A 22,833-nucleotide genomic window follows, 5' to 3' on the forward strand; every position below is an offset into this window, starting at 1 on the left:
GTCCAACGCTTCGGGAAGCGCGCGGACGGTTCCCCGTCCCGCACCGGGTGCGGGACGGGGAGGGGCAGCCGAGGGGCCAGGAGGGGCAGCCACCGGCACTCCTTGCGCTGGAGTTCCGGGGCGCGTTCCGTGCGCGGCATGCGTACGGCCAACTCGTCCCCGAGGCGCCACTGCTGGTTGTCCCAACCGCCCGCGACCTCGCGGACGGCCAGCCCCGCGAGGTCCGGATGCTGCTCCCGGAGCAGGTCGCGGACCAGGTCCGCCGTGATCTCGAACTCGGAGTCGGTCATGCCGAGCCACGGTACCCAAGCGGCCTCCGGCCGGTCAGTCGAGACAGAACTCGTTGCCCTCGATGTCCTGCATCACGAGGCAGGACTCGTTCTCCTCGTCGGCGAGGAGCAGGCGTACGCGCTTCGCGCCGAGCGGCAGCAGTCGCGCGCACTCAGCCTCCAGTGCGGCGAGGCGCTCGTCCCCCACGAGCCCGGTGCCGACCCGTACACAGAGGTGCACCCGGTTCTTGACGACCTTGGCCTCGGGAACGCGCTGGAAGTACATCCGCGGACCCACCCCCGTGGGGTCCTGGCAGACAAACCCCGCGTCCCGCTTCTCCGGCGGCAGGGAGAGACCGTAATCGTCCCAACTGGCAAACCCTTCCGGCGGCGGCGGTACGACGTACCCCAACACCTCGCACCAGAAGTGAGCCACGCGCGTGGGCGACGCGCAGTCGAAGGTGACCTGGACCTGCCTGATCGACGTCATCGGGCCACCGTAGAGGCGGGACGTTCGCCGAGCATCCGATTTTAAAGGAGAAGCGGAAAGCGAAGTGCGCTGGAAGGATGTCTCGCCCCGGGGAAGACGCACCGCGCCGCCGCCCCAGCTCCAACCCCGCCCCCCTGCCCTTGCTTCGACCCCGTCCCCCCTCCACCGCATCCCATCTCATCCCATCCCATCCCCAGGAGACGCTCCCACCGTGACCCGCGCCGGCGCCGTTTCACTGATCCGTTCCCGCACCCTCTTTGACGTGGCCGAGTACGCCTATGCGGCCACGGCCCCCGCCGGGGCGCGGCTGATCTTCCTCGCCGGTGCGTGTCCGCTCGACGAGCACGGCGACACCGTGGCGGTGGGGGACTACGCCGGCCAGGCGGCGAAGGCCGTGGAGAACCTGCGGACCGCGCTCGCCGACGCGGGCGCTTCGGTCGAGGACGTCATCAGCACCCGGGTCCTCGTGGCATCGGCCCGGCAGGAGGATCTCGCGGCCGCCTGGAAGGTGGTCCGGGACTCCTTCGGCGACCACGACGCGCCCAGCACCCTGATGGGCGTCACCGTGCTCGGCTACACCGATCAGCTCGTCGAGATCGAGGCCGTGGCCGCCGTACTCGACGAGGCGGAGCCGGACGGTCCGGCTTGCCCGCCGTCGGCGTAATGACGGGGTGAACTCCCCCGCCCCCTCACCCTGAGGCGGATGAGCGACGCCCGAGCCACCGCCGAGAAGGACGACAAGAAGGCCGACGAGAAGAACGCGGACCGTCTGACGACCCTGGCAGACGGGATCTTCGCCATCGCGATGACCCTGCTGGTCCTCGACCTCCACGTCGAACCGGGCCTGGACAAGGCCGCGTTCACCGATGCGGTGCGTCAGGCGCTGCCGGACCTCGGCGCGTACGCCCTGAGCTTCACGATTTTGGCCGGGTTCTGGCGCGACCACCGGCTGATCGTGCGGCTGGTCCCGCGCTTCGAGGGGGTGGCGCTGCGGTTCGCGCTGCTGTGGCTCGGCGCCATCGCCCTCGTCCCGTTCCCGACCGCCCTGCTGTCCGAGTACGCCACGCGCCCGCTGGCCGTGGCGGTGTACGCGGGCATGGTCGCCGTCACGAACCTGCTGGAGCTGGCGATGTTCCTGGCCGGCCGGAGGGCGACGGAGCACGCGACGGAAGCCGCCCGCGGCGACGTGGGCCGGGCGGTCACTGCCGACCTGGCCTCGACCGCGGCGCTATTCGCGCGACGGTGCCGGTCGCCTACCTCGTCTCTCCCGTCGCGGCCATGTGGTGCTGGCTGGCCCTGGTCCCCATCAAGCTCACCCACCGGAAGCGCGCCACCGCCCGTCGGCACGGCCGGGCAAGCTGAGCATGGGGGGCGAGCCCGGGCCCGTCCCCGTACGGACGCACCGACCGCGCCCTCCGCTCCCGCGCGGGTGACGATGGGGAGACCCGGCGCACGCGAGGCCGGTACACACCCGTCACTCGAACGGCACATCCCCACAGCGTCCTCATCTCATATCTGAGATAGCCTGCCGCCATGTCAGACGACTACCTCGTACGTATCGGCAAGCTCATCCGTGACGCCCGTCAGCACCGGGGCTGGACACAGACGCAGTTGGCCGAGGCGCTCGCCACCAGCCAGAGCGCCGTCAACCGCATCGAGCGCGGCAACCAGAACATCAGCCTTGAGATGATCGCCCGCATCGGTGAAGCCCTCGACAGCGAGATCGTGTCGCTCGGCTACGCCGGGCCCATGCATCTGCGGGTCGTCGGCGGCCGCCGGCTCTCCGGGGCCATCGACGTCAAGACGAGCAAGAACGCCTGCGTCGCGCTGCTGTGCGCCTCGCTCCTCAACAAGGGGCGTACGGTCCTGCGCCGGGTGGCCAGAATCGAGGAGGTGTTCCGGCTCCTGGAGGTGCTGAACTCCATCGGGGTGCGCACCCGCTGGGTCAACGACGGCGTGGACCTGGAGATCGTGCCGCCCGCGCAGCTGGACCTGGAGGCGATCGACGCCGACGCCGCGCGCCGGACCCGCTCGATCATCATGTTCCTGGGTCCGCTGCTGCACCGGACGGAACAGTTCACCCTGCCGTACGCGGGCGGCTGCGACCTCGGCACCCGCACGATCGAGCCGCACATGATCGCGCTGCGCCGCTTCGGGCTGGAGATCGCCGCCACGGAGGGCCTCTACCACGCGCAGGTCGACCGCACCGTCGCACCGGACCGGCCCATCGTGCTGACCGAGCGCGGCGACACGGTGACCGAGAACGCCCTGCTGGCCGCCGCCCGCCACGACGGGACGACGGTCATCCGCAACGCCTCGTCCAACTACATGGTCCAGGACCTGTGCTTCTTCCTGGAGGCCCTGGGCGTACGGGTGGACGGGGTCGGTACGACGACGCTCACCGTCCACGGGATCCCGCAGATCGACGTGGACGTGGACTACTCCCCCTCCGAGGACCCGGTCGAGGCGATGAGCCTGCTGGCCGCCGCGGTGGTGACCGAGTCCGAACTCACCATCCGCCGGGTGCCGATCGAGTTCCTGGAGATCGAGCTCGCGGTCCTGGAGGAGATGGGCGTCGACTGCGACCGCACCCCGGAGTACGCGGCCGACAACGCCCGCACCCGCCTGGTGGACCTGACGGTGCGGCCCTCCAAGCTGGAGGCCCCGATCGACAAGATCCACCCGATGCCGTTCCCCGGCCTCAACATCGACAACGTCCCGTTCTTCGCGGCGATCGCGGCCGCCGCGCACGGCCAGACCCTGATCCACGACTGGGTCTACGACAACCGCGCGATCTACCTCACCGACCTCAACCGCCTCGGCGGCCGCCTCCAACTCCTCGACCCCCACCGGGTCCTGGTCGAAGGCCCCACCCGCTGGCGCGCCGCCGAAATGATGTGCCCGCCCGCCCTGCGGCCCGCCGTGGTGGTGCTGCTGGCGATGATGGCGGCCGAGGGCACCTCCGTACTCCGCAACGTCTATGTGATCAACCGGGGTTACGAGGAGCTGGCGGAGCGGCTCAACTCGGTGGGCGCGCAGATCGAGATCTTCCGGGACATCTGACGGGCGGGGTGTCGTGCCCCTTGAGCCCAGGGGGCACAACACCGCAGCATGCCATTGGGGAGGAATGCGTGGATCCATCGCTTGTCGATGGTGATGCCCAGCGTGACGGCAGCCGTCGCCGCCTACGGAGCGAACGTCTTGGTGCATGCCGAGGACGCGGCGGCCATGGAGACCGTGCGCCTGGGACAACGGTTGCTGGCACGGTTGCGACGAAATGAGGACGTGCAGCCCCGTATCGATGTTGCCGTCCAGGATCTGACCAGTGCCCTCGACGACGGGGACTTCCTCGGCGCATTGCGCGCCCAGATACCGAAGGCCCTTGTAGAAGACGCCGACTTGGCCACCGACCTCAAGAAGCTTCTGACTGAATCGCCTGTGACGGCTCAGGCGACGGGAACACGTTCCGTCGCCGTCACGCACACGGCGGCGAAGGCGCGCACACGGTCAACATCCCCACCATGTCCGCCGGCGGAGCTACCGGCGCCGGACGTCCCGCGAGGGAGCGGCGGTGTGTGGGCTGCCGGCCGGGTATGCCGTCACCGCGGGGGCGTGGTCGGCCGCGTCGCCACCCGGGCGATGCTGCGGCTGATGTGCGCCGTGGACGATCAGCGCCCAGGTGATGCAGGCGAACGCCGCCGTGTGGAGGAGGGCGCGGACGACGTTCCAGGTGGTCCACCTGGCCTCGAACTGGGTTCTCACCGAACTCAGTTGAGCGATCCGGTCAGGTTCGCCCGCCCGGTCGAGCTGGTCGTTGAGGGGGACGTTGACGCCGCTGGTAACCGCGAAGGCCACCAGGTACAGGACCAGCGCGGCGATCAGCCACGGCAGTGCCGGGCGGCTGTGGCCCTGCCAGGCCAGGACCGCGGCCAGGCCGACGAACGGGATCGCGCCTATGAAGGGAAGCATGAACACCGGGTTGAGGATGGCCTTGTTGATGCCCTGCATGGCATCGACGAGCGTCCGGTCGGAGGAGCGGGCGAGGCCGGGCATGACCGCGTACGCGAAGGCCGCGAACAGGCCGGCCATCAACCCGGTGGAGAGGGTGGCGGCCAGTAGCGTGGCCGTCTGCAGGTGTCTCACTCCGCGCTCCCGGAGGTGGCGGCGGTCCAGACGCCGGTGGCGGCGGTCTCGCGGGCGTAGGCGGTGAAGTCCCGGGCCGGGCGGCCGAGGACCTGCTGGACGCCGTCACCCAGCGAGGCGTTCCGGCCGTCGAGGACCGTGGTGAACAGGTAGGTGATCAGGCCCGTGACCTCGTCCGGGACACCCTCGGCGGCCAGCGCGGCGGCGTAGGCGTCGGCCGGCACGGAGACGAAGGGGAGGGTCCGGCCGGTCGCGTCGGCGATCGCGGAAACCGCTTCGGCGAAGGTGAGCAGGCGCGGTCCGGTGACATCGTACGTCCGGCCGGTGTGCCCCTGCCCGGTGAGAACGGCCACTGCGACCTCGGCGATGTCGCCGACGTCCACGAAGGGCTCGCCCACCTCGGAGGCAGGCAGCGCCACCTCGCCGGCCCGCACGGGCTCCAGCAGGTAGCCCTCGCTGAAGTTCTGGGCGAACCAACTCGCCCGCAGCACCGTCCAGTCCGCCCCCGAGGCGGCCACGGCCTTCTCGCAGTCCTCCGCCTCCGGCTCGCCGCGGCCGGAGAGCAGCACCAGGCGCCGTGCGCCCGATGCCACGGCCGTCTCGGCGAAGGCACCGATCGCCTCCGGCGCTCCGGGAGCGGCCAGGTCCGGGTAGTACGAGAGGTACACCGCACTCACCCCCGCCAGCGCGGGCGCCCAGGTCGCCTGATCCGCCCAGTCGAACGGCACGCCGCCCGACCGGGAGCCGATCCGTACCGGCAGACCGCGTCCGGTCAGCAGCCGTGTGACACGGCTGCCGGTCTTGCCGGTGCCGCCCAGGACGAGGGTCAGGTCATCACGGGTCATGGTGGTTGTCCTCCGATTTCGGTGGTGGCGGCCGTGTCGTCCGGCCGCATCCCCATCGTCGGGCGGCGGAGGGCCGACAACAACGAGCAAGTGTGCAAAGATCGTTGACCTATAGGTTCACGAACGGGCCCGGCGGCCGGTCGGGTGGTCGCCGGGCGGACAGCCGAACGCGGACACCGGCCCGACGGACGAGGTGGTCATGGAACGGCGTGACATCGAGATCTTCCTGACCCTCGCCGAGGAACTGCACTTCGGCCGCAGCGCCGAGCGGCTGCACGTCTCCGTCGCCATGGTCAGCAAGGCGGTCAAGAAGCTGGAGCGCGCTGTCGGGGCCCCGCTGTTCGACCGCACCAGCCGCCGGGTGGCCCTGACCCCCATCGGCCGGCGCCTCGAGAACGATATACGCCCCGCCCACCAGCAGATCCTCGACGGCTTCGCCCGGGCGGTCGCTGCGGGCTCGGGATCCGACGGCGTACTGCGCGTCGGCTTCCTCGGCACCGCGGTCGCCCAGTTCGTCCTTCAGGTCGCCGAGGCGTTCCAGGCCACCCACCCAACCTGCCGGGTCGAGCTCATCGAGAGCCGCTACAGCGACGGCACCGCGCTCCTGCACGACGACACGGTCGACGTCCTGCTGCTCGCCGCACCCGGCGTCGAACCCGACCTCCTCGAGAGCCCGGTGCTCTTCCGTGAGCCCTCGGTCCTCGCGGTCTCCGCCCGGCACCCCTTCGCCCGCCGGACCTCCGTCCGCCTGGAGGACCTCGCCCGCGACAAGGTGCTGCGCCCGCGCGGCGTCCCGGCCGAGATCGACGCCCTCTCCGTGCCCGGCCGCACCCCCTCCGGCCGGCCCGTCGAGCGCGGTGCGGACTTCGCAACCGTCCAGGAGATGTTCGCCCTGGTGGGCGCAGGCCGCGGCGTCTTCCCCGTGCCCTCCCACGCGGCCCGCTACGACGTGCGGCCCGACGTGGCCTACGTCCCCCTCAGCGACGGCCTGCCCTACGCATGGCGCCTGATCTGGCGGGCCGCCGCCGAGACCAGCCGGACCCGCGCCTTCTGCCTCGCCGCCAGCGCGTTCGTCGAGGTTCACGGGAACCCGCTCCAGGCCTCGTGAGCCCTGGCCCAGGGCCACTCGGTCCCGAGGGTGCCGGTCGTTCCCGGTGGCCGGCGGGCGGCCCCGCCGCGCGTTCAGGTGACGGTGACAAGGCCCCGGCCGACAGCTTCGCCTGCCCAGCCACAGCCTTCTGCAACACGCTTTAGGGCTCGCAGAGAATCAACGTGTTGCTTCCAGTGGTTCGGCTCGTTGGTGTGGTATGCGCATATCTGGCGAAGTCCGTGCCCAACTCGGCCTGACGTTTGCGGTGTTGTTCCCACACTTGGACGAGAGACAGCGCCGTCTACTGATGGGGGCTGAGGCCCGGATCCTGGGCCACGGCGGGATCCGAGCGGTCGCCCAGGCGGCCCAAGTCAGCGAGACCACAGTCCGCAAGGGCGTGGACGAGCTGGAGACCGGGGCGGAACCCCTGCGCCGGGTCCGCCGCCCAGGTGGCGGGCGCAAGCGGGCGGCCGAGGCGGATCCAGAACTGCGTCCCGCGCTGTTGGCGCTGGTCGAGCCCGACATGCACGGGGATCCGATGTCGCCGCTGCGCTGGACAACCAAGTCCACCCGCAGACTCACCGACAAGCTCACCGGGCAGGGCCCCGTGTCTCGGCGGATACCGTCGCCGACCTTCTGCGGGAGGAGAGATTCAGCCTCCAGGCCAACGCCAAGACCCTCGAAGGTGCAAACGAGGACGCTGCCGACTGAGACTCGGTCGTCGCAGCTCGGTTGACATGCCGGCAGCACGCGTACTCGCATCGATCCCCGCTCCCTGCCCAGCCCTCTCGATCAGAACTCCTGGGCGGGTAGTGTGAAGAGGGACTTCCTCGGGGGCGGGGGGACGCTAACAGGAGGCCTGGTGGGGGAACGGCTCTGCTTCAATATTCTTGGCCCGCTGATCGTCACGTCGGGGGATCGCAAGATCGCCATCGGTGGAGCGCGTCAACGGACGACTCTCTCACTGCTGTTGTTGAATCTTGGCCGTACCGTGCCGGTGGACACGCTGGTCCATGAAGTGTGGAACGGAAATCCTCCTGCCACCGCGCGTACCCAGATCGCCATCGTGATCGCCGCACTCCGCAAGACGTTCAAGGCGGAGGGCGCCGCCGACGAAACCATTGTCACCTCCCATCCCGGCTACCTCCTCAACACCGAGACCCACTACGTGGATTCGGTGGATTTCGCCGAGCTCGTGGCCCAGGCCCAACTCGACGCCAGGGAGCAGCGGCTCGTCGACTCCGCACGCCACTACCGGCGTGCCCTCGACCTCTGGCGCGGGCCCGCACTCGCCGGGGTCTCGGGGATCACGGTCGAGGAGGAGGCGAACCGGCTGGGCGAGCACCGGCTCAACGCCTACGACGACGCCACCGCCGTCCAGCTGGCCCTTGGGCGGCACTACGAACTCGTACCGGAACTGGGCGGTGTCGTACGCGAACACCCGTTGCGAGAGCGCACCCGGCACCATCTGATGCTCGCCCAGTACCGGTCCGGCCGGCGGGCAGAGGCGATGGAGTCCTACCGCGAAGCACGCGAGCAGTTCATCGAGGAGCTCGGGCTGGAACCAGGCCCCGACCTCCAGGAACTGCACGACCTGATCCTGCGCGATGACCCCTCGCTCACACCCGACAGTGGCCCCGTGGCGGCCGTCGTGGACGTGATACCCGAAGACATCCTCGTGGTGCCTTCCGAACTGGCGCCGAACATACCGGGGTTCACCGGCCGCAGAGGTGAACTCAACGCTCTGGACGGGCTGATGGCCGGGGCCGGGGCCGGGCAGCAGACGCCCACCGTCGGACTGATCACCGGCGTCGCCGGAGTCGGCAAGTCGGGTCTGGCCCTGCACTGGGCGCACCGCGCCTCCGAGGCGTTTCCCGACGGACGGCTCTTCGCCGATCTGCGCGGCTACGAGGGGGCGCACGAGCCCGTCTCCGTCAGCGATGTCCTCGGCCGCTTCCTGCGCTCCCTAGGCGTGGAGGGTTCCCGGATCCCCGAGGTCCTGGAGGAGCGGATCGCCCTCTACCGAAGCGTTCTGACGGGCCGTCGGGCGCTGATCGTGCTGGACAATGTGCGCACCTTCGCGCAGCTGCGCCCGCTGCTTCCGGGCAGCGGGCGCAGCTGTGTGCTGGTCACCAGCCGGGACCAGCTGGAGCAGCTGGTGACTTGGCCACAGGAGGCCCGGGTCCATCTGGGAGTGCTGCCCACCGAAGAGGCGGTCGAGCTGGTCGGCAAGATCGCAGGGGAGGAGCGGACCGCCGCCTACGCCGATGTGGTCCGGCTGGCCGAACTCTGCGACCGGCTGCCGCTCGCCCTGCGCATCGTCGCCGCGCGGCTCGCGTCCAAGCCACACTGGACCGTACGGCACATGGTGGGCAGGCTGAGCGACGAGCGCCGCAGGCTCGATGAGCTCAGCCAGGGGGAGTCCCAGGTCAGGGCCGGATTCGAGCTCAGCTACCGGTATCTGCCGGACGAGATGGCGCGGCTCTACCGCCACCTGGGACTGCTCGACCAGCCCGACTTCACCCCCTGGGTCGCAGCGGCTCTGCTCGACATCGACGTGATGGATGCGGAGATGCTGCTCGAAGGCCTGGTGGACGCACAGTTCCTGGAGGTCGTCGGCATAGACGGTACCGGGCGGCTGCGGTACCGGTTCCAGACACTGCTACGGCTCTACGCGGCGGAGCTGGCCCGGGCCCAGGACGCGGAGGAGGTGCGGAGGGAGGCCTGCCGCCAGGTGTTCCGCACCGCCCTGACCATCGCGAGGCAGGCGCACCGGCGTGAGTACGGAGGGGATTTCAGCCTCGTGCACAGCGATGTCGAGCTCCGCCCCGTCGACACCGAGCTCATCGCGGAACTGCTCGTCGAACCGCTGGCGTGGCTGGAGGCCGAGCGGCTCTGCCTGGTGGCGATGGTCGAGCAGGCGGCCAGGATGGGACTGGCCGATCTCGCCTGGAACCTGACGTCCTGCTGCGCGGTGCTCTTCGAGACGCGCAGCTACATCGAGAACTGGCAGGGCTGCGCCGAGCACGCGCTGGCGGCGGCCCGCTCCGCGGGCGACGTGCTCGGGCAGGCGGCCATGCTCCACCACCTGGGCGCAGCCGCGATCGTCAGAGGCAGCCTGAACGACGCGAGGGACCGCACGGAAGAAGCAGTGGAGCTCTTCAGGCTGGTGGACGATCGTCCGGGGCTCGCCAGGGCCCTGCGCAACCTGGCGACCATCCATCGGCTCCAGGGCAACCGCGACACAGCCGAGGCGTGCCTGGCGGAGGCCCTTCCCATCTTCCGCGAGGCCGGTGACCTTTCATCGGAGTCGTCAGTTCTGCAGAACATGGCCCAGCTGGCCGTCGACCGGGGCTCGCCGGAAGCAGGCCTTGAGCATGCGCTGGCAGCGGTGCGGGTCGCGGAGTCCATGGGGGCCGGTTCCTCGCGCAATCTCTCCCAGAGCATGTACCGGCTGGGCTCCGCCCAGCTCCTGGCGGGGCGCCCGAAGGACGCTGAGGAGACGTTCCTACGGGCACAAGCGCTGGTCAGGGCCAAGGCCGATACCCATGGTCTTGCCTATGTTCTGTACGGTCTGGGGCAGGCCCGGGCGGAGCTCGGGGCGCTGGAGTCGGCCGAAGAGATATTCGTCCAGGGCCGCAAGGTCGCAGAGGAGCTCGGGGGTCCCCTGGTCGGGGGCTTGATCCGGCTGAAGATGGGAGCCCTTCTGCGGGCACAGGGGCGCGACAACGCGGCCCGCGCACAGCTGCTGGCCGCCGAGGAGCTGTTCGCCCGGCTAGAGGCCACCCGCTGGCAGGAGGAGGTGGCACGCGAGCTGAAGACCTTCGGGGCGGACGGCGATCTCGCCGAGTAGGGCAGCGATAACCTACCGATAAGGCGAGTGCCTAGTTTCATCACAGAACCAGCTGCCGAACTCTGGAGCCTGTGATGCCGCCTGCCCCCGAAGTGCCCTCGTTCGCCGTGACCCCCGGCGCGCGAGTACACCGGGTCCTCGACGGCGGGCACCAGGACGTGGTGCAGTTGATCGAGTCTGCCTACTGTGTACACGGCGTGGGGGACACGGTCGACCCGCCCTCCTACTTCCTGCGTTTCCCCGACCGGCCCACCTCGCGCATCATCGCCCTGGCCGCCTCCATCGGCGGCGAATCGGCGGTCGACGGCATCAAGTGGATCTCCAGCTTCCCCGAGAACGTGGCCGCCAGGATCCTCCGGGCGTCCACCGTGCTCGTCCTCAACGGCCATGGCACCGACCCGCTGGCCGGTCTGGAGAGCTCCATCATCAGCGCCGCACGCACGGCCGCATCGGCCGCGCTCGCCGCGGACAAGCTGACCGAGGGGCGTGGCAGGCCACGACGCATCGGCGGAATCTCGCTGGCGAGGGCGTCAGGCCCTGCGGTAGCGCCGCGATGCCGAACTCGCCCGCATGACCGCGGGTTCGCCACCGAGCGCCGAGCAGCGGGCAGCCCGGTGCCGGCCGATCTTTGGCTGGCCGCCACTCACGAAGGCTGAGCCCGCCAAGCCTGAGTACCCACCCCTCCCGGAGACTGGCCATGCGCATTTTTGATCCGCACATTCATATGACCTCACGCACCACCGACGACTACCGGGCGATGTACGACGCGGGCGTCCAGGCCCTGGTCGAGCCCGCCTTCTGGCTTGGCCGGCCCAGGACCCTCCCGGCCAGCTTCGCTGACTACTTCGACGGGCTGCTCGGCTGGGAGTCCTACCGGTCAGCCCAGTTCGGCATCAAGTACCACTGCGCGCTCGGCCTCAACCCCAAGGAGACCAACGACCCGCGCTGCACCCCGGTCCTGGACCTCCTGCCGCGCTACTTGGTTAAGGACGGTGTCGTGGCGGTTGGGGAGGTCGGTTACGACACCATGACCGAGGCCGAGAACCAAGCCTTTGCCGCACAGCTCGCCCTCGCCGTGGAATTCGGGTTGTCCGCTCTCGTCCACACACCGCACCGCGAAAAAGGGGGCGGCACCGAACGGTCGCTCGCCGTAATCGCCGAGTCGGGCATCGCCCCCGGCTTCGTCGTCCTGGACCACCTCAACGAGGTCACTGTCGTCGACTCCAGCTGCTGGATGGGCTTCTTCATCTACCCCGACAGGAAGATGACCCCGGAGCGGATGGTCTCCATACTCCAGCGTTACGGAACCGAGCGAATGCTGGTCAACTCGACGGCGGACTGGGGACACAGTGCCCCGTTGCTCACTCGTATCACGGCCGAAACAATGCCCTCAGCCGGTTTCGACGAGGATGATCTTGACCGGGTGATGTGGCGCAACCCGCCCACCTTCGATCGGCAGTCGGGCAGGCTCGACCTGGACGACTATAACGATGTGCAGGCCGCGGGGCTGTACGGCGGTAATCCGATCGCCCGCGGCAGTGGCTGAGGGCGATAGATCATGCGTCTATACCACTCCGACTCGACCAGGGTCCATGTCGCCTACTGCACCAATGTGCACCCGGCCGAGACCCTCGACGGCATTAGGGCCCAGCTCGCCGAGTTCTCCGAACGAGTACGCCAGCACCTCAGCTCCGACCTGGTCGGCCTCGGCCTCTGGATCCCCGCCGACGTGGCCCACCACCTCGCGGCCGACCCCGCGGCCGTCGCTGCCCTGCGCGGCGACATGAGGGCCCGCGGCCTGGAGACGGTCACCTTCAACGGTTCCTCCTACCGGGGTTTCCACGCGCCCGTCGTCAAACGCGGCGTCTACTACCCCGACTGGTCCGAGCCCTCACGCCTCACGTACACGCTCAACCTGGCCCGGCTGCTCGCAGGGCTACTGCCCGACGACGCCGCCCGCGGCTCCATATCCACGCTCCCGCTCGCCTGGCGCACCGCTTGGACCGGAGTGCAGCGCTCGTCCGCCGCCCGCCAGCTCGACGACCTTGCGGCGGGCCTCAAGCAGATCGAGGCAGACACCGGGCGCGTCATCAGGGTCGGTCTCGAACCGGAGCCCGGCTGTGTCGCCGAGACCACCGCCCAGGCCATCGACGCGCTCGCCAGCGCCGACCACGACTGGATCGGCCTCTGCCTGGACGCCTGTCACCTCGCAGTCCAGCACGAGGACCCGCAGACCGCCGTCGACGCGCTCCTCGCAGCCGGGGTGCCCGTCGTCAAGCTCCAGGCGTCGTCCGCGCTGGTCGCCGACGAGCCCACCGACCCCGAAGTGCGCGAGGCTCTGCTGCCGTTCGCCGAGCCCCGGTTCCTGCATCAGGCGCGCGAGCTGTCCACCGACGGCACCCTGCGTGGCGCCGACGACCTCGCACCCGCGCTCGCAGGCGCCCTGCCGGGCGAGGCACCCTGGCGGATTCAGCACCACGTGCCCCTGCACGACCAGCCCGAGCCGCCGCTGCACAACACCGGAGACGTCCTCCAGGAGGCATTGCGCGTCGCCTTCGGCGGAGAGCAGGCCCTCACCGACCACCTCGAGGTCGAGACGTACACGTGGGACGTGCTGCCCGTCGGGCTGCGCCCCCACGGCCCCGCCGCGATCGTGGCGGGCATCGCCGCCGAACTCGAATGGACCCAGGGCGAACTGACCCGTCTCGGCTTGCGCGAGCGTAAGGAGAAGCCTTCATGACCGGCAGACCGGGCAAGCAGGTCGCCGTGGTGTGCGCCGTCGGCTTCACCTCGCGTCTCGGTGAGATGCCCAACGTCAGGGCGAGTGGGAGGAGGGCGGATGACACCTCGACAGGGCACCGCGATCCGTGAGGTGTACGTATCTGAACCGTGGCTGGAGGCGGTCACACGCCTACGGGAGCTGAGCGAGAACCACGTGTGGTGGTGACCGCTCGGCGACCGCGCCGAACCGGCGGACTACGCCGTGCCCGACGATGTGGAGCACGGCCGTGCGCAGCGCTTCCGCGCCGAGGCGGACGCGGCGGCGTTCACCACGCCCCGCGCGGGCGCGCGGCGCGCGCTCACCGGGCTGCTCGGGGTCGATCTGCAGAACGTCGGCTCGGTCGGCGCATCTGCCCCGCCTGCGGCGACCCCGACCACGGCCCGCCGGCTGTGGTCAGGCCTCCTCTGCCGCTCGCTGTCAGCCTGTCCCGCAGCGCGGGGATCGGGGTGCTCGCGGTTCGGGCCGGCGACTGGAACCGGAACCGCACCAGAACGTAATAAATCGGATATAGACCCGCAGGGCAGGCACGTCTCGATGCCTTTACCCCCTGAAACCGCACTATGGAGAGGACTGGTCGCAGATGATGACCGAGATGAGCCGTCGTTCCCAGCAGCAGATCAGCGGGAGCGACGCCGGCCACAGCTCGGACGGCGTACGGGGCCAAGCCCTGCGCCTGGCCGATGTCACGAAGGTGTACGGCAAGAACGGCCGCGGCGTGCGCGCCCTCGACGGGGTCTCGGTATGCATCGAGCGAGGTTCGTTCACCGCGGTGATGGGTCCGTCCGGCTCCGGCAAGTCCACCTTCCTGCACTGCGCGGCCGGCCTCGACAAGCCGTCCACCGGCTCCTCTTACATCGGTGACACCCAGCTCAACGATCTGAGCGAGACCGAGCTGACGAAGCTGCGCCGCAAGCGCATCGGCTTCGTATTCCAGGCGTTCAACCTGATCCCCTCGCTCTCGGTACGCCAGAACGTGGAACTCCCGGTCCGCCTGGGAGGTGCGAAGCTCGACAACGCCTGGCTCGATGAGGTCCTCACTCGCGTCGGCCTCGACGGCCGCGCGGGAAGCCGCCCCGCCGAACTCTCCGGCGGCCAGCAGCAGCGCGTCGCCATTGCCCGCGCCTTGATCCCCCGCCCCGACGTCATCTTCGGCGACGAGCCGACCGGCGCCCTGGACACCGTCACGGCCAAGGAGATCCTCTCCCTGCTGCGGTCCTGCGTGAACGAGACCGGCCAGACCGTCGTCATGGTCACCCACGACCCGGTCGCCGCTTCCTACGCCGACACCGTCCTCTTCCTCGCCGACGGCAAGCTCGCCGGGCAGATGGACGCCCCGACCGCCGACCGCGTCGCCGAGCGCATGACGCACCTGGGAGCGTGGGCCTGATGCTGCGCTACGCACTGCAGACCCTCAAGGCAAGGAAGGGCGGTTTCATCGGCGCTTTCCTCGCCCTGTTTTGCGCCGCGGCGCTGGTCACCGCCTGCGGCATCCTCCTGGAGACGGGCCTGCGCGGCACGATCAACACCGAGCGCTACTCCGCAGCCCCGGTGATCGTCGGTGCCGACCAGAACGTCCACCAGACCACCGTCAAGCACAAGAAGGGCAAGACCAAGACCAAGCACAAGGCCAAGCCGCTCGCCGAGCGGGTGTGGCTGCCGGCCGGGACCAGCGACAAGCTCTCCGGCCTTCCCGGCGTACGGAAGGTCGTCAGCGAGACCTCCTTCCCGGCGTACGCGGTCAGCCCCAAGGGCCAGATCCTGCCTGGCGTTGACGGCAAGCAGTCCTGGGGGCACGGCTGGTCCTCCGCCGAACTGACCCCGTTCAAGCTCATCGAAGGCAAAGCCCCCAAGAGCGCCGCCGAGGTCGTCGTGGACCGCGAACTCGCGGGCCGCACCGGGCTGAGGCCCGGGGATGAGGTCACCGTCCAGGCGACCCGCTCCCCCGCCACGTACAAGGTCAGCGGTATCGCCGCGCCCGCGGACGGCGACCTGAGGCAGCAGACGTCCCTGTTCTTCGCCGACGAGGAAGCCGAGAAGCTATCCGGCCGCGAGGGCCTGGTCTCCGCGATCGGCGTGCTGCCCAAGGACGGTGTCTCCGCCGGTGCACTCGCCGTACAGGTGAGCAAGGCCCTCGCCAACGACGACGGCAAGCGGTACAAGGTCGCCACCGGCGGCGACCGCGGCCCGGTCGAGTTCCTGGACGCGGGCAAGGCCCGGATCAAAATGGTCTCCATGGGCGGCGCCATGGGCGGCGCGTCCCTGCTCGTCGCGATCCTCGTCGTCGTCGGCACGTTCGCCCTCTCCATCCAGCAGCGCTACCGCGAACTCGCCCTGCTGCGCGCCATCGCCGCCACCCCCAAGCAGATCCGCCAGCTGATCGGCCGAGAGGCATTGATCATCGGCGCGGCCGCAGGTGTGCTCGGTGCGATCGCGGGTGTGCCCGTCGCCTACTGGCTGTACGGGAAGTTCGTCGACATCGAGGCCATCCCCGAGACCCTGGAGATGACCTTCAGCGTCGCCCCGTTCTTCGCGGCCATTTGCGCTGCCCTGCTCGGCGCCTGGGCCGCCGCCCGGATCTCCGCGCGGCGCACGGTCAAGATCCGCCCCGCCGAGGCGCTCTCCGAAGCGGCCATGGAACAGCGGCACTTCGCCCCGGGCCGGATCGCCACCGGCGTGTTCGTCCTGGCGGCGGGCATCGTGCTCGTCGTGGTGCTGAGCTGGCTCCGTACGGAACCGGCGTCGTCGCCCGTCACTTTCCTGTGCGTCGTCGTGCTGTCCGTCGCGGTCGCCCTGCTAGGCCCGGTCATCTCCCGGGTCGCGGTCGCGCTGGCCGGTATTCCGCTGCGTCTCTCGCGTGTCGGCGGCCACCTTGCCGCGGCCAACGCCCGTGCCAATGCCAAGCGGATGGCCGCCGCGGTCACCCCGCTGACCCTGCTCATCGGCATGGCGTCCACGGTGTTCTTCGTCCAGACGACGATGGGCGACGCGGCCCAGGCGCAGGCCAAGGAAGGCAACAAGGCAGACTGGGTGGTCGGTTCGTCCGGCCCAGGCGTCCCGGCGGAAGCGGCCGCCGCGCTGCGCAAGGTGCCCGGAGTCACCGATGTCACCGAGGCCGTACGGACCACAGTCCGCATCGGCCTGGAGAAGTACCCGGCGCAGGGCCTCACCCCGAAGGGCCTGTCGAACAACTGGGATCCGGACGTTTCCCAGGGTTCGCTCACGGGCTTCGGCGACAGAAGCGTGGCCCTCAGCGACGTGGCCGCCGACGGCGTCGGCAAGAAACCGGGCGACGCACTTAAGCTGACCCTCGGCGACGGCACCGTCGTCACCCTGAAGGTTGCCGCGGTCTATGAACGCGGCCTGGGGTACGGCGACTTGACCCTGTCACACACCCTGGTCTCGCAGCACGTCGACAACCCGCTCTCGTCCTCGGTGCTCGTCAACACGGCCGATGACGGCAAGGCGGGCCGTGAACAGCTGTCAGCCAAGGTCAAGGGATTCCCCGGCGTCGCGGTGCTCGACCGCACTCAGGTCGACGACCTGGCGGCCGATGTGCAGCAGTCCAACGCCGAGGTCAACTACCTCTCGATGGGCCTGATCATCGCGTTCACCGCGATCGCCGTGGTCAACACCCTCGCGATGTCGGTCTCCGACCGCACCCGTGAGTTCGCCCTGCTGCGGCTCGTCGGCACGACCCGCCGCCAGGTGATGTCGATGCTGCGGATCGAGTCAGCCCTGGTGGTGCTGGTCGCCACGGTGTTGGGCAGCGGAATCGCGCTGGCCGTCCTGACCGCCTTCAGCGTCGGCATGACCGGCGGTGCGGGCCCCTCGATCGACCCGCTGGTGTACGCGGCGGTCATCGGCCTCGCCGGGCTCCTCGCGCTGCTGGCCACGATCATCCCGGGCCATGTCGCCCTCAGCGGCCGTCCGGCGGATGTGATCGGCTCACGCCAGTAGCCGCGGCACGCATCAGTGGGGCGTACGGAAACAGTTCCCGTACGCCCCACAGGCGTTGAACCGTCAAAAGGCCGAGCGCGCACGCCGACGGGCTGGCTCCCGCTGCGGGAAGCCGGCCCCACGGCCTGTTCATGCTGCTGCTCTTGTCCTCAGCCGAGCACCGCACCGTCGCCCGCGCGGTCCGCCCGGCTGCGCCGATGGTCCAGGCGCGCGTACACCCGGTGCTGCCAGCGGGCCACACCGTCGTAGGCCGGGACGAAGACGTACGGCCGTGCCCCGCGAGGCGGTTGTCGACGACCGTGAGGTCGCCGTCGCGCAGCGCCGGCGCCGACATGGTCCCTCTTCACGCCGACCTACGCGTCCTGGGCGAACCCGATCGCGGCCAAGCCCACTTCGGGCGGCTGCGGCATCACCTTCGCGAACTCGAACCACGGCAATCATGCCGTCCAGACCCGGGCCCTGCACGCCTACCTGCGCTGGGCGCAACATGTACGCACGCCACCCTCGAGTGCTCGCCGCCCAACGGAAGGTGCGCGCTCGCATCGCAGCGAGAGGAGTATCCGCTGGGGCGGCCGCCCTCTGGCTGCCGCAGCCTGATCTACCGCGCGGCCCGCAGCGCTGTCGCGATCTGAACCACATCCAGGTCGACGACGACCTCCTCGGCGTCCCACACGCCGCGCGAGGAGATCGCCAGGCCGATTAAGGCCAGCTCGGCAGCATCGTCTCGCAGTTCGTACTCTTCTCGGCTCTCCTCACCGACCTCGCCCAGTTCCTCGCGATCCCAGGCAGCAACCGCCGACTCAGCCACGGACCGGGGCAACCGCACCTTGAGCCGACTGATCTGGGGATCGAGGTGAGCTCCGACCGCCGCTAGCACAGCCCGGTCCTGCTCATACCTCACGTATTGCTCGCAATCTTCCACGAGCCGAGACTACTCGGGCCCAGGTAGGTGATGTCGCCGACATACTTCGTGTTCGGGGCCTGGGCGGTGACGTCGCGGCCGATCAGGTCCGGCGCCTTGGCCGCGGCCGGGTCGGGGACGGTGGTACGGTGCCGGCGACGCAACCGGACCCCTTCGATCCCGGACACCCGCATGATCCGGGCGACACGCTGGTGGTCGACCGCCTCACCGTTCGTCTCGCGGAGCTCGGCGGTGATTCTTGGGGCTCCGTAAGTACCGTCCGATTCCTGGTGCACCGCCCTTATCCGGGTGGCGAGTATCCGGGTGGCGAGCTTCGCGTCGGCCGCCTGCCGGGCGGCCCGGTCCGCGGCGGTCCGGCGCCAGTAGGAGAAGCTCGAGCGGCTGAGGCCGAGGATGCTGCAGAGCCGCTTCACGCGGAGCGGTCAACGCCTGGGCAGGCGGTGCAGCACGACCTCGCCGAGCACTCCGTCCGCCACCGTGCACGTCATGTACGTGCAGTACGGCTGCCGTCTGCGGTCCGTAGGGGAGCCCGGGTTCAGCAAACGCAGCCCACCCGGCGCCTCGGTGTCCCAGGGAATGTGGCTGTGGCCGAAGACCAGGACATCGAGATCCGGGTACAGCGCGGCGCAGCGCGCCTCCCGCCCGCGGGCCGCCCCCGTCTCGTGGACGACACCGAACCGCAGACCCCCCAGCCGGACGCGGGCCACCTCCGGCAGCCGGGCCCGCAACTGCGGACCGTCGTTGTTGCCGTACACCCCGACCAGTCGTCGCGCCCGTTCCTCCAGCAGGTCGAGGGCGGCCACGTCGACCCAGTCCCCGGCATGGACGACGACGTCCGCCCGGCCCGCCTCGCGCAGCAGTTCGTCGGGGAGCCGCTTGGCACGCAAAGGCACATGGGTGTCCGAGACGAGCAGCAACCGCACGGGGAGGTCTGTGGCCACCCCGGTCATGTCGTCGTCCATCCGCCCGCCTTCCTTCCTGGTACGTCCTGCGACTCGCGTCCCTTCGACGGCCGAGCCGCCCTGCGCCACACCCTCCTCCGACACGCCGCGATATCTGCCGGCCCGTGACCCCGTGGCCCGTCAATCCTCCACCACGGACCAACAGCCCGACAAAACCTAGCCGAAGAGAGAAAAGATGACGGACATCGCATCGGGCGCAGTTGTCGTCTCGGCCATCAGGTGGCGGCGCCGACGGCGTTCGTAGGCTTCTTCGAACGCCGCGACTGCGCGGCGGAGTTCCTCCACTCCGATCGGCTTGCCACGCATGAGGAGCAAAACGGCGATCTCCGTGGCATGCGCGTCGCCCGTCATACCTGCCTCCGCGAGCAGCGCGGCAGCGTCCTGCTGTGCGCGCTGTCGGCGCTGCAGGTCTTCGTCGAGTTCCTTCTCGCGCTGCCGGTAAGCCTCCTCGTACCGCAGCCACTCTCTGCGGTAGGTGCGGCACCGGTCCCGGTCCGGCTCGGCGTCCGCCTGCCGCAGACTCGTGCCGTACTCGCCGGCGATCACGATGTCGAGCACCTTGCGCAGCGAGCGGTACGTCTCGGGCCGGATCGAGGGCACCGGACGACCGGTCGGGCCCCGGCCCTTGCGCGGCGGGGGCTCCAGGACGAGTTCCGCGATCCTGGCGACGTGAAAGCTCTGCTTGAAAGTCAGGAGTCCTGCTTCCTGCCGCCAGAGCACCTCGTCAAGAATGCACGCACTGATTCGCTGCGCCGGAACGTCGTCCCAGGGATGGTTCCTGCGCCTGGAGGAGGTCATGGTCCGAGTAAACGCCGCGCTCCGTGCCGTGACTACCCCGCCGCCAACCGACTCACTCACTCAGGACGGGCTGGGGACCGAGGAGCGCCGCATGCCAAGACCTGTTTCCGCTGGAGCGGTCATCGATCCCGGCTCCCCTCCTGGCTCCCCCGCAGGCCATCCCGGTCAGTTCCGGAACGGGTCTGCCTGCTTTCGCCGTTGGTCGGCGGGTTGCGCGCGTGGGCGGCCAGGCGTCCATGTGGCGCACGCCATTCACGCAGTCCAGTGCCGGGCAGGGCGCCCCGCGACGGGGTGGCCCTCCCTCGCCGTCGGCCCCGCGCCGATTGAGCACAGGTGTGCACGTCATCGCGGGTACCGCACCGGACACCGAGGCTCAAAGCGCTTTGTTTTCTGCTCACTTATGAGTGAAACAGACCTGCCTCTGTGCGGTTGGTATGTATTTTTTGAGGGTTTACCCGCCGGGAACCACGCCCTACGGCATAGGATCATGCCGCGCGCCCCCGGGGCCACTTCAGCCCCACCAACACCACATCCCCCACCAGCACGCCATCATCGACACCCCCCCACCGGCACCCCCCACAACCCGTTAACAGGTATCCGCGTGTCACCGATACTCGAGCCCGGTTCCGGCGACGGAGCCGCGCAGTGAAAATCAATCGTCGCCTCGTACTCCTCGTCAGCGCACCGCTCACCGTGGCCGTCGCCTTCTCGGTCCTGGCTCTCGCCCCCGCGACCAACCAGGCGCTCCAGGCCGACCGGCTCACCACCATGGTCGAAGTCGCCGAGGACGCAAGTGAGTTGACCTACCGGTTACAACGTGAGCGGGCGGCGGCCACCGCCCTGGTCTCCGAGCAGGGAAGCACGGAGGCGTTCCGGCTACGTGCGGAGGAGACCGACCGGAGCATCGCCGGATTCCGCAGCCGGGCCGGGAGACTCTCCGCCGTACCCGGCAGCGCCAAGGGCGCGCTGGACCGTATCGAGCGGTTCGCCGAGGAAATGCCCGGGCTCCGCGCCCAGGTGCGCTCGGGAAGCAGTACCGTCTCCGCCCTCGCCTTCGGCTACCGGATCGTGATCGCGGACCTCATCAGCTACCGGGACGGCATCGCGCAGGCGGACGGTGTGGACGCCGACATCGCGGACCGGATCCGTGCCGCGGCCGCCCTGTCCGAGGCCGCCGAGCACACGGCCCAGCAGCAGGTCACAGTGGCCAGAGCGCAGGCCGCCGGCGGGTTCACCACTGCCTCGCAGCGCACCTTCGACGCCGGCCGGTTGGGCTACACCGAGTCGATCGGCGCCATGTTCGACCTCGGCCCGGGCGCCTGGCGGACCTGGCTGGAGCGCACCCTCTCCGGGGCGAAGGCCCTGGAGGCCCGGCGCCTTGAGGACGAGATCGGGCGCACGGGCGCCGGCAGGGACATCACGGTCACGCCGCAAACCTGGCAGAAGGCGGCCAACGACCGCCAGGAGCTGCTGCGTTCGGTGGAGAAGCGGGTCGACGCGGCCGTTCTCGCCCAGGTCGCCGACGTACGCACCACCCTCATCTGGACGGCCGGCGCGGAGGTCGCACTGGTGGTGCTGACCCTCGTCGGCGTCGTCGTGGTCGCGATTCGCCTGGGCCGCGTCATGATCCGGCGGCTGCGCGAGCTGCGCAACGCCGCGCACGAGGTCGCCCACTCCGGGCTGCCCGCCGTGATGACCGAGCTGTCCCAGCCCGGCGCGCTGCGCGGCGCGACGCCCGAGGAAGTGGCCCGGCGCACCGGCGACCCGGTCCGGACCACGGGCGAGGACGAGATCGGCGAGGTCGGTGAGGCGTTCAACGCCGTCCACCACGAGGCCGTCCGCCTGGCCGCGCAACAGGCCCATGTGCACGAACAGTTGGCCGAGACTCTGGTCGGTGTCGCACGTCGGGGAGCCCGGTTGACCGCAGTCATGGTGTCCGAGCTGGACACCGTGCAGCGCGACGAGGCCGACCCCGTACGGATGAAGGCCCTCTTCGCTCTCGACCATCTCGCCGTCCGTATGGAGCGCAACACCAACAACCTTCTGGTGCTCGGCGGTTACGGAAACGCCCGGGTGCGCGCGGCCGATGTCGGGTGCTCCACCGTCATCGTGGCCGCCGCGCAGCAGATCGAGCGGTTCGACCGCGTCTCCCTCGGCGTGATCGAGTCGGGGATCGGCATCACCGCCCGCGCCGTCCACGACGTGGCGCACATCCTGGCGGAGCTCCTCGACAACGCCACCCGGTACTCACCCCCGGACAAGCAGGTCGGGGTCGCCGTGTGGCGGCTGTGGGACCGGGCCGTCGTGCAGATCGTCGACGAGGGCGTCGGCATGACGGCGGAGCGCCGCGCGGTCCACAACGCCGCGCTGCTCGAACCGCAGGCGGGCATCGGCGACGTACGGTCCATGGGGCTGCATGTGGTGGCCCGGCTCGCCGCGCGCCACGGCATCGTCGTCGAACTGCGCGACTCGTCAGGACCCGGCACGATCGCCGAGGTCACACTGCCCGCGAAGGTGCTGGCCCTGGGCTTCGCGGAAGACCGGGGGGCGCCGCAGCGCGAGCCCGGCAACGATGTCGGCTACGAGGCGTCCCGGCCGATCACACCGCCGGGGCCGCAGGGCCGCCGGCAGCCGGCCCGAGCGGAGGCGTGGCCCGACCGCCACGGCACCCCGGCCGGCACCCCGATCGGCGCGGGCCTGGGCGCGAGCGCCGGTACGGGCG

17 protein-coding genes and 5 pseudogenes are annotated in these 22,833 nt (G+C 70.0%); 14 read left to right on the plus strand and 8 right to left on the minus strand.

Annotated features, from left to right (window positions below):
• Both ACFWM7_RS19450 and ACFWM7_RS19455 read right to left on the minus strand, forming a co-directional pair.
• Window positions 1-290, minus strand: a 290-nt coding sequence (locus ACFWM7_RS19450) for a phosphotransferase (protein WP_383262322.1), incomplete at its 3' end; no start/stop codon positions are given.
• 34 nt (window positions 291-324) lie between these two features.
• Window positions 325-759, minus strand: a complete 435-nt coding sequence (locus ACFWM7_RS19455) for a VOC family protein (RefSeq protein ID WP_383262324.1) — start codon at window positions 757-759, stop codon at window positions 325-327.
• 211 nt (window positions 760-970) lie between these two features.
• Here ACFWM7_RS19455 and ACFWM7_RS19460 point away from each other — a divergent pair, with 211 nt between their 5' ends.
• From ACFWM7_RS19460 to ACFWM7_RS19470, 3 genes and pseudogenes are all read left to right on the plus strand, one after another.
• A complete protein-coding gene (locus ACFWM7_RS19460; RefSeq protein WP_383262326.1) occupies window positions 971-1,423 on the plus strand; it encodes a RidA family protein in 453 nt (150 codons plus the stop codon).
• 39 nt (window positions 1,424-1,462) lie between these two features.
• Window positions 1,463-2,121 (plus strand): annotated as a pseudogene (locus ACFWM7_RS19465) (TMEM175 family protein).
• 171 nt (window positions 2,122-2,292) lie between these two features.
• On the plus strand, window positions 2,293-3,822 hold the full coding sequence (locus ACFWM7_RS19470) for a UDP-N-acetylglucosamine 1-carboxyvinyltransferase (protein ID WP_205083765.1): 1,530 nt from the start codon (window positions 2,293-2,295) through the stop codon (window positions 3,820-3,822).
• A gap of 474 nt (window positions 3,823-4,296) precedes the next feature.
• On the opposite strand, the gene ACFWM7_RS19475 is transcribed toward ACFWM7_RS19470, so the two are convergent.
• Window positions 4,297-4,902, minus strand: a complete 606-nt coding sequence (locus ACFWM7_RS19475; RefSeq protein ID WP_383262331.1) for a DUF1772 domain-containing protein — start codon at window positions 4,900-4,902, stop codon at window positions 4,297-4,299.
• Window positions 4,899-5,747: an NmrA family transcriptional regulator gene (locus tag ACFWM7_RS19480; protein WP_383262333.1), complete on the minus strand. Its 849-nt coding sequence runs from the start codon at window positions 5,745-5,747 to the stop codon at window positions 4,899-4,901. The genes ACFWM7_RS19475 and ACFWM7_RS19480 overlap by 4 nt, the downstream gene beginning before the upstream one ends.
• 199 nt (window positions 5,748-5,946) lie before the next feature.
• Here ACFWM7_RS19480 and ACFWM7_RS19485 point away from each other — a divergent pair, with 199 nt between their 5' ends.
• From ACFWM7_RS19485 to ACFWM7_RS19530, 10 genes and pseudogenes are all read left to right on the plus strand, one after another.
• Entirely contained in the window at window positions 5,947-6,855 is a 909-nt protein-coding gene (locus ACFWM7_RS19485; RefSeq protein ID WP_383262336.1) for a LysR family transcriptional regulator, read from the plus strand.
• A 199-nt stretch (window positions 6,856-7,054) separates the two neighbouring features.
• Window positions 7,055-7,545 (plus strand): annotated as a pseudogene (locus ACFWM7_RS19490) (ISAzo13 family transposase); the annotation flags it as partial.
• A 154-nt stretch (window positions 7,546-7,699) separates the two neighbouring features.
• Window positions 7,700-10,690 carry a BTAD domain-containing putative transcriptional regulator gene (locus ACFWM7_RS19495; protein ID WP_383262339.1) on the plus strand — a complete coding sequence of 997 codons (2,991 nt, stop codon included), beginning with the start codon at window positions 7,700-7,702 and terminating at the stop codon, window positions 10,688-10,690.
• Between the two features lie 74 nt (window positions 10,691-10,764).
• Window positions 10,765-11,199, plus strand: a pseudogene (locus tag ACFWM7_RS19500) (2,3-diaminopropionate biosynthesis protein SbnB); the annotation flags it as partial.
• Window positions 11,200-11,387: 188 nt separating this feature from the next.
• Complete coding sequence (locus ACFWM7_RS19505; RefSeq protein ID WP_383262341.1) at window positions 11,388-12,236, plus strand: TatD family hydrolase; 849 nt, start codon at window positions 11,388-11,390, stop codon at window positions 12,234-12,236.
• Between the two features lie 12 nt (window positions 12,237-12,248).
• Complete coding sequence (gene eboE / locus ACFWM7_RS19510) at window positions 12,249-13,430, plus strand: metabolite traffic protein EboE (RefSeq protein WP_383262343.1); 1,182 nt, start codon at window positions 12,249-12,251, stop codon at window positions 13,428-13,430.
• Window positions 13,427-13,561 (plus strand): hypothetical protein, encoded by a 135-nt coding sequence (locus ACFWM7_RS19515; RefSeq protein ID WP_383262345.1) that lies wholly within the window; start codon window positions 13,427-13,429, stop codon window positions 13,559-13,561. Before eboE ends, ACFWM7_RS19515 begins: the two co-directional genes overlap by 4 nt.
• A gap of 491 nt (window positions 13,562-14,052) precedes the next feature.
• Entirely contained in the window at window positions 14,053-14,859 is an 807-nt protein-coding gene (locus ACFWM7_RS19520; protein WP_383262347.1) for an ABC transporter ATP-binding protein, read from the plus strand.
• Window positions 14,859-17,429: an ABC transporter permease gene (locus ACFWM7_RS19525; protein ID WP_383262348.1), complete on the plus strand. Its 2,571-nt coding sequence runs from the start codon at window positions 14,859-14,861 to the stop codon at window positions 17,427-17,429. Before ACFWM7_RS19520 ends, ACFWM7_RS19525 begins: the two co-directional genes overlap by 1 nt.
• 342 nt (window positions 17,430-17,771) lie before the next feature.
• Window positions 17,772-18,026 (plus strand): annotated as a pseudogene (locus ACFWM7_RS19530) (IS630 family transposase); the annotation flags it as partial.
• Between the two features lies 1 nt (window position 18,027).
• Here ACFWM7_RS19530 and ACFWM7_RS19535 read toward each other — a convergent pair.
• The 4 genes and pseudogenes from ACFWM7_RS19535 to ACFWM7_RS19550 form a co-directional block, all read right to left on the minus strand.
• Window positions 18,028-18,351 carry a hypothetical protein gene (locus ACFWM7_RS19535; RefSeq protein ID WP_383262350.1) on the minus strand — a complete coding sequence of 108 codons (324 nt, stop codon included), beginning with the start codon at window positions 18,349-18,351 and terminating at the stop codon, window positions 18,028-18,030.
• Window positions 18,352-18,371: 20 nt separating this feature from the next.
• Window positions 18,372-18,764 (minus strand): annotated as a pseudogene (locus ACFWM7_RS19540) (IS3 family transposase); the annotation flags it as partial.
• A 9-nt stretch (window positions 18,765-18,773) separates the two neighbouring features.
• Window positions 18,774-19,274: a metallophosphoesterase family protein gene (locus ACFWM7_RS19545; RefSeq protein WP_383262354.1), complete on the minus strand. Its 501-nt coding sequence runs from the start codon at window positions 19,272-19,274 to the stop codon at window positions 18,774-18,776.
• Window positions 19,275-19,469: 195 nt separating this feature from the next.
• A complete protein-coding gene (locus ACFWM7_RS19550) occupies window positions 19,470-20,111 on the minus strand; it encodes a hypothetical protein (RefSeq protein ID WP_383262352.1) in 642 nt (213 codons plus the stop codon).
• Window positions 20,112-20,756: 645 nt separating this feature from the next.
• Here ACFWM7_RS19550 and ACFWM7_RS19555 point away from each other — a divergent pair.
• Window positions 20,757-22,833 (plus strand): nitrate- and nitrite sensing domain-containing protein (locus ACFWM7_RS19555; protein ID WP_383262353.1); only part of this gene is annotated, 2,077 nt, incomplete at its 3' end.

This window comes from Streptomyces sp. NPDC058375 (assembly GCF_042723425.1).
Classification (GTDB): domain Bacteria; phylum Actinomycetota; class Actinomycetes; order Streptomycetales; family Streptomycetaceae; genus Streptomyces; species Streptomyces durocortorensis.

Bases quoted from the DNA above. Each gene is read 5' to 3' on its own strand.
- ACFWM7_RS19455 (WP_383262324.1), bottom strand. From the start codon at position 759: ATGACGTCGATCAGGCAGGTCCAGGTCACCTTCGACTGCGCGTCGCCC.
- ACFWM7_RS19470 (WP_205083765.1), top strand. From the start codon at position 2,293: ATGTCAGACGACTACCTCGTACGTATCGGCAAGCTCATCCGTGACGCC.
- ACFWM7_RS19480 (WP_383262333.1), bottom strand. From the start codon at position 5,747: ATGACCCGTGATGACCTGACCCTCGTCCTGGGCGGCACCGGCAAGACC.
- ACFWM7_RS19485 (WP_383262336.1), top strand. From the start codon at position 5,947: ATGGAACGGCGTGACATCGAGATCTTCCTGACCCTCGCCGAGGAACTG.
- ACFWM7_RS19505 (WP_383262341.1), top strand. From the start codon at position 11,388: ATGCGCATTTTTGATCCGCACATTCATATGACCTCACGCACCACCGAC.
- eboE (WP_383262343.1), top strand. From the start codon at position 12,249: ATGCGTCTATACCACTCCGACTCGACCAGGGTCCATGTCGCCTACTGC.
- ACFWM7_RS19515 (WP_383262345.1), top strand. From the start codon at position 13,427: ATGACCGGCAGACCGGGCAAGCAGGTCGCCGTGGTGTGCGCCGTCGGC.
- ACFWM7_RS19520 (WP_383262347.1), top strand. From the start codon at position 14,053: ATGATGACCGAGATGAGCCGTCGTTCCCAGCAGCAGATCAGCGGGAGC.
- ACFWM7_RS19525 (WP_383262348.1), top strand. From the start codon at position 14,859: ATGCTGCGCTACGCACTGCAGACCCTCAAGGCAAGGAAGGGCGGTTTC.
- ACFWM7_RS19550 (WP_383262352.1), bottom strand. From the start codon at position 20,111: ATGACCTCCTCCAGGCGCAGGAACCATCCCTGGGACGACGTTCCGGCG.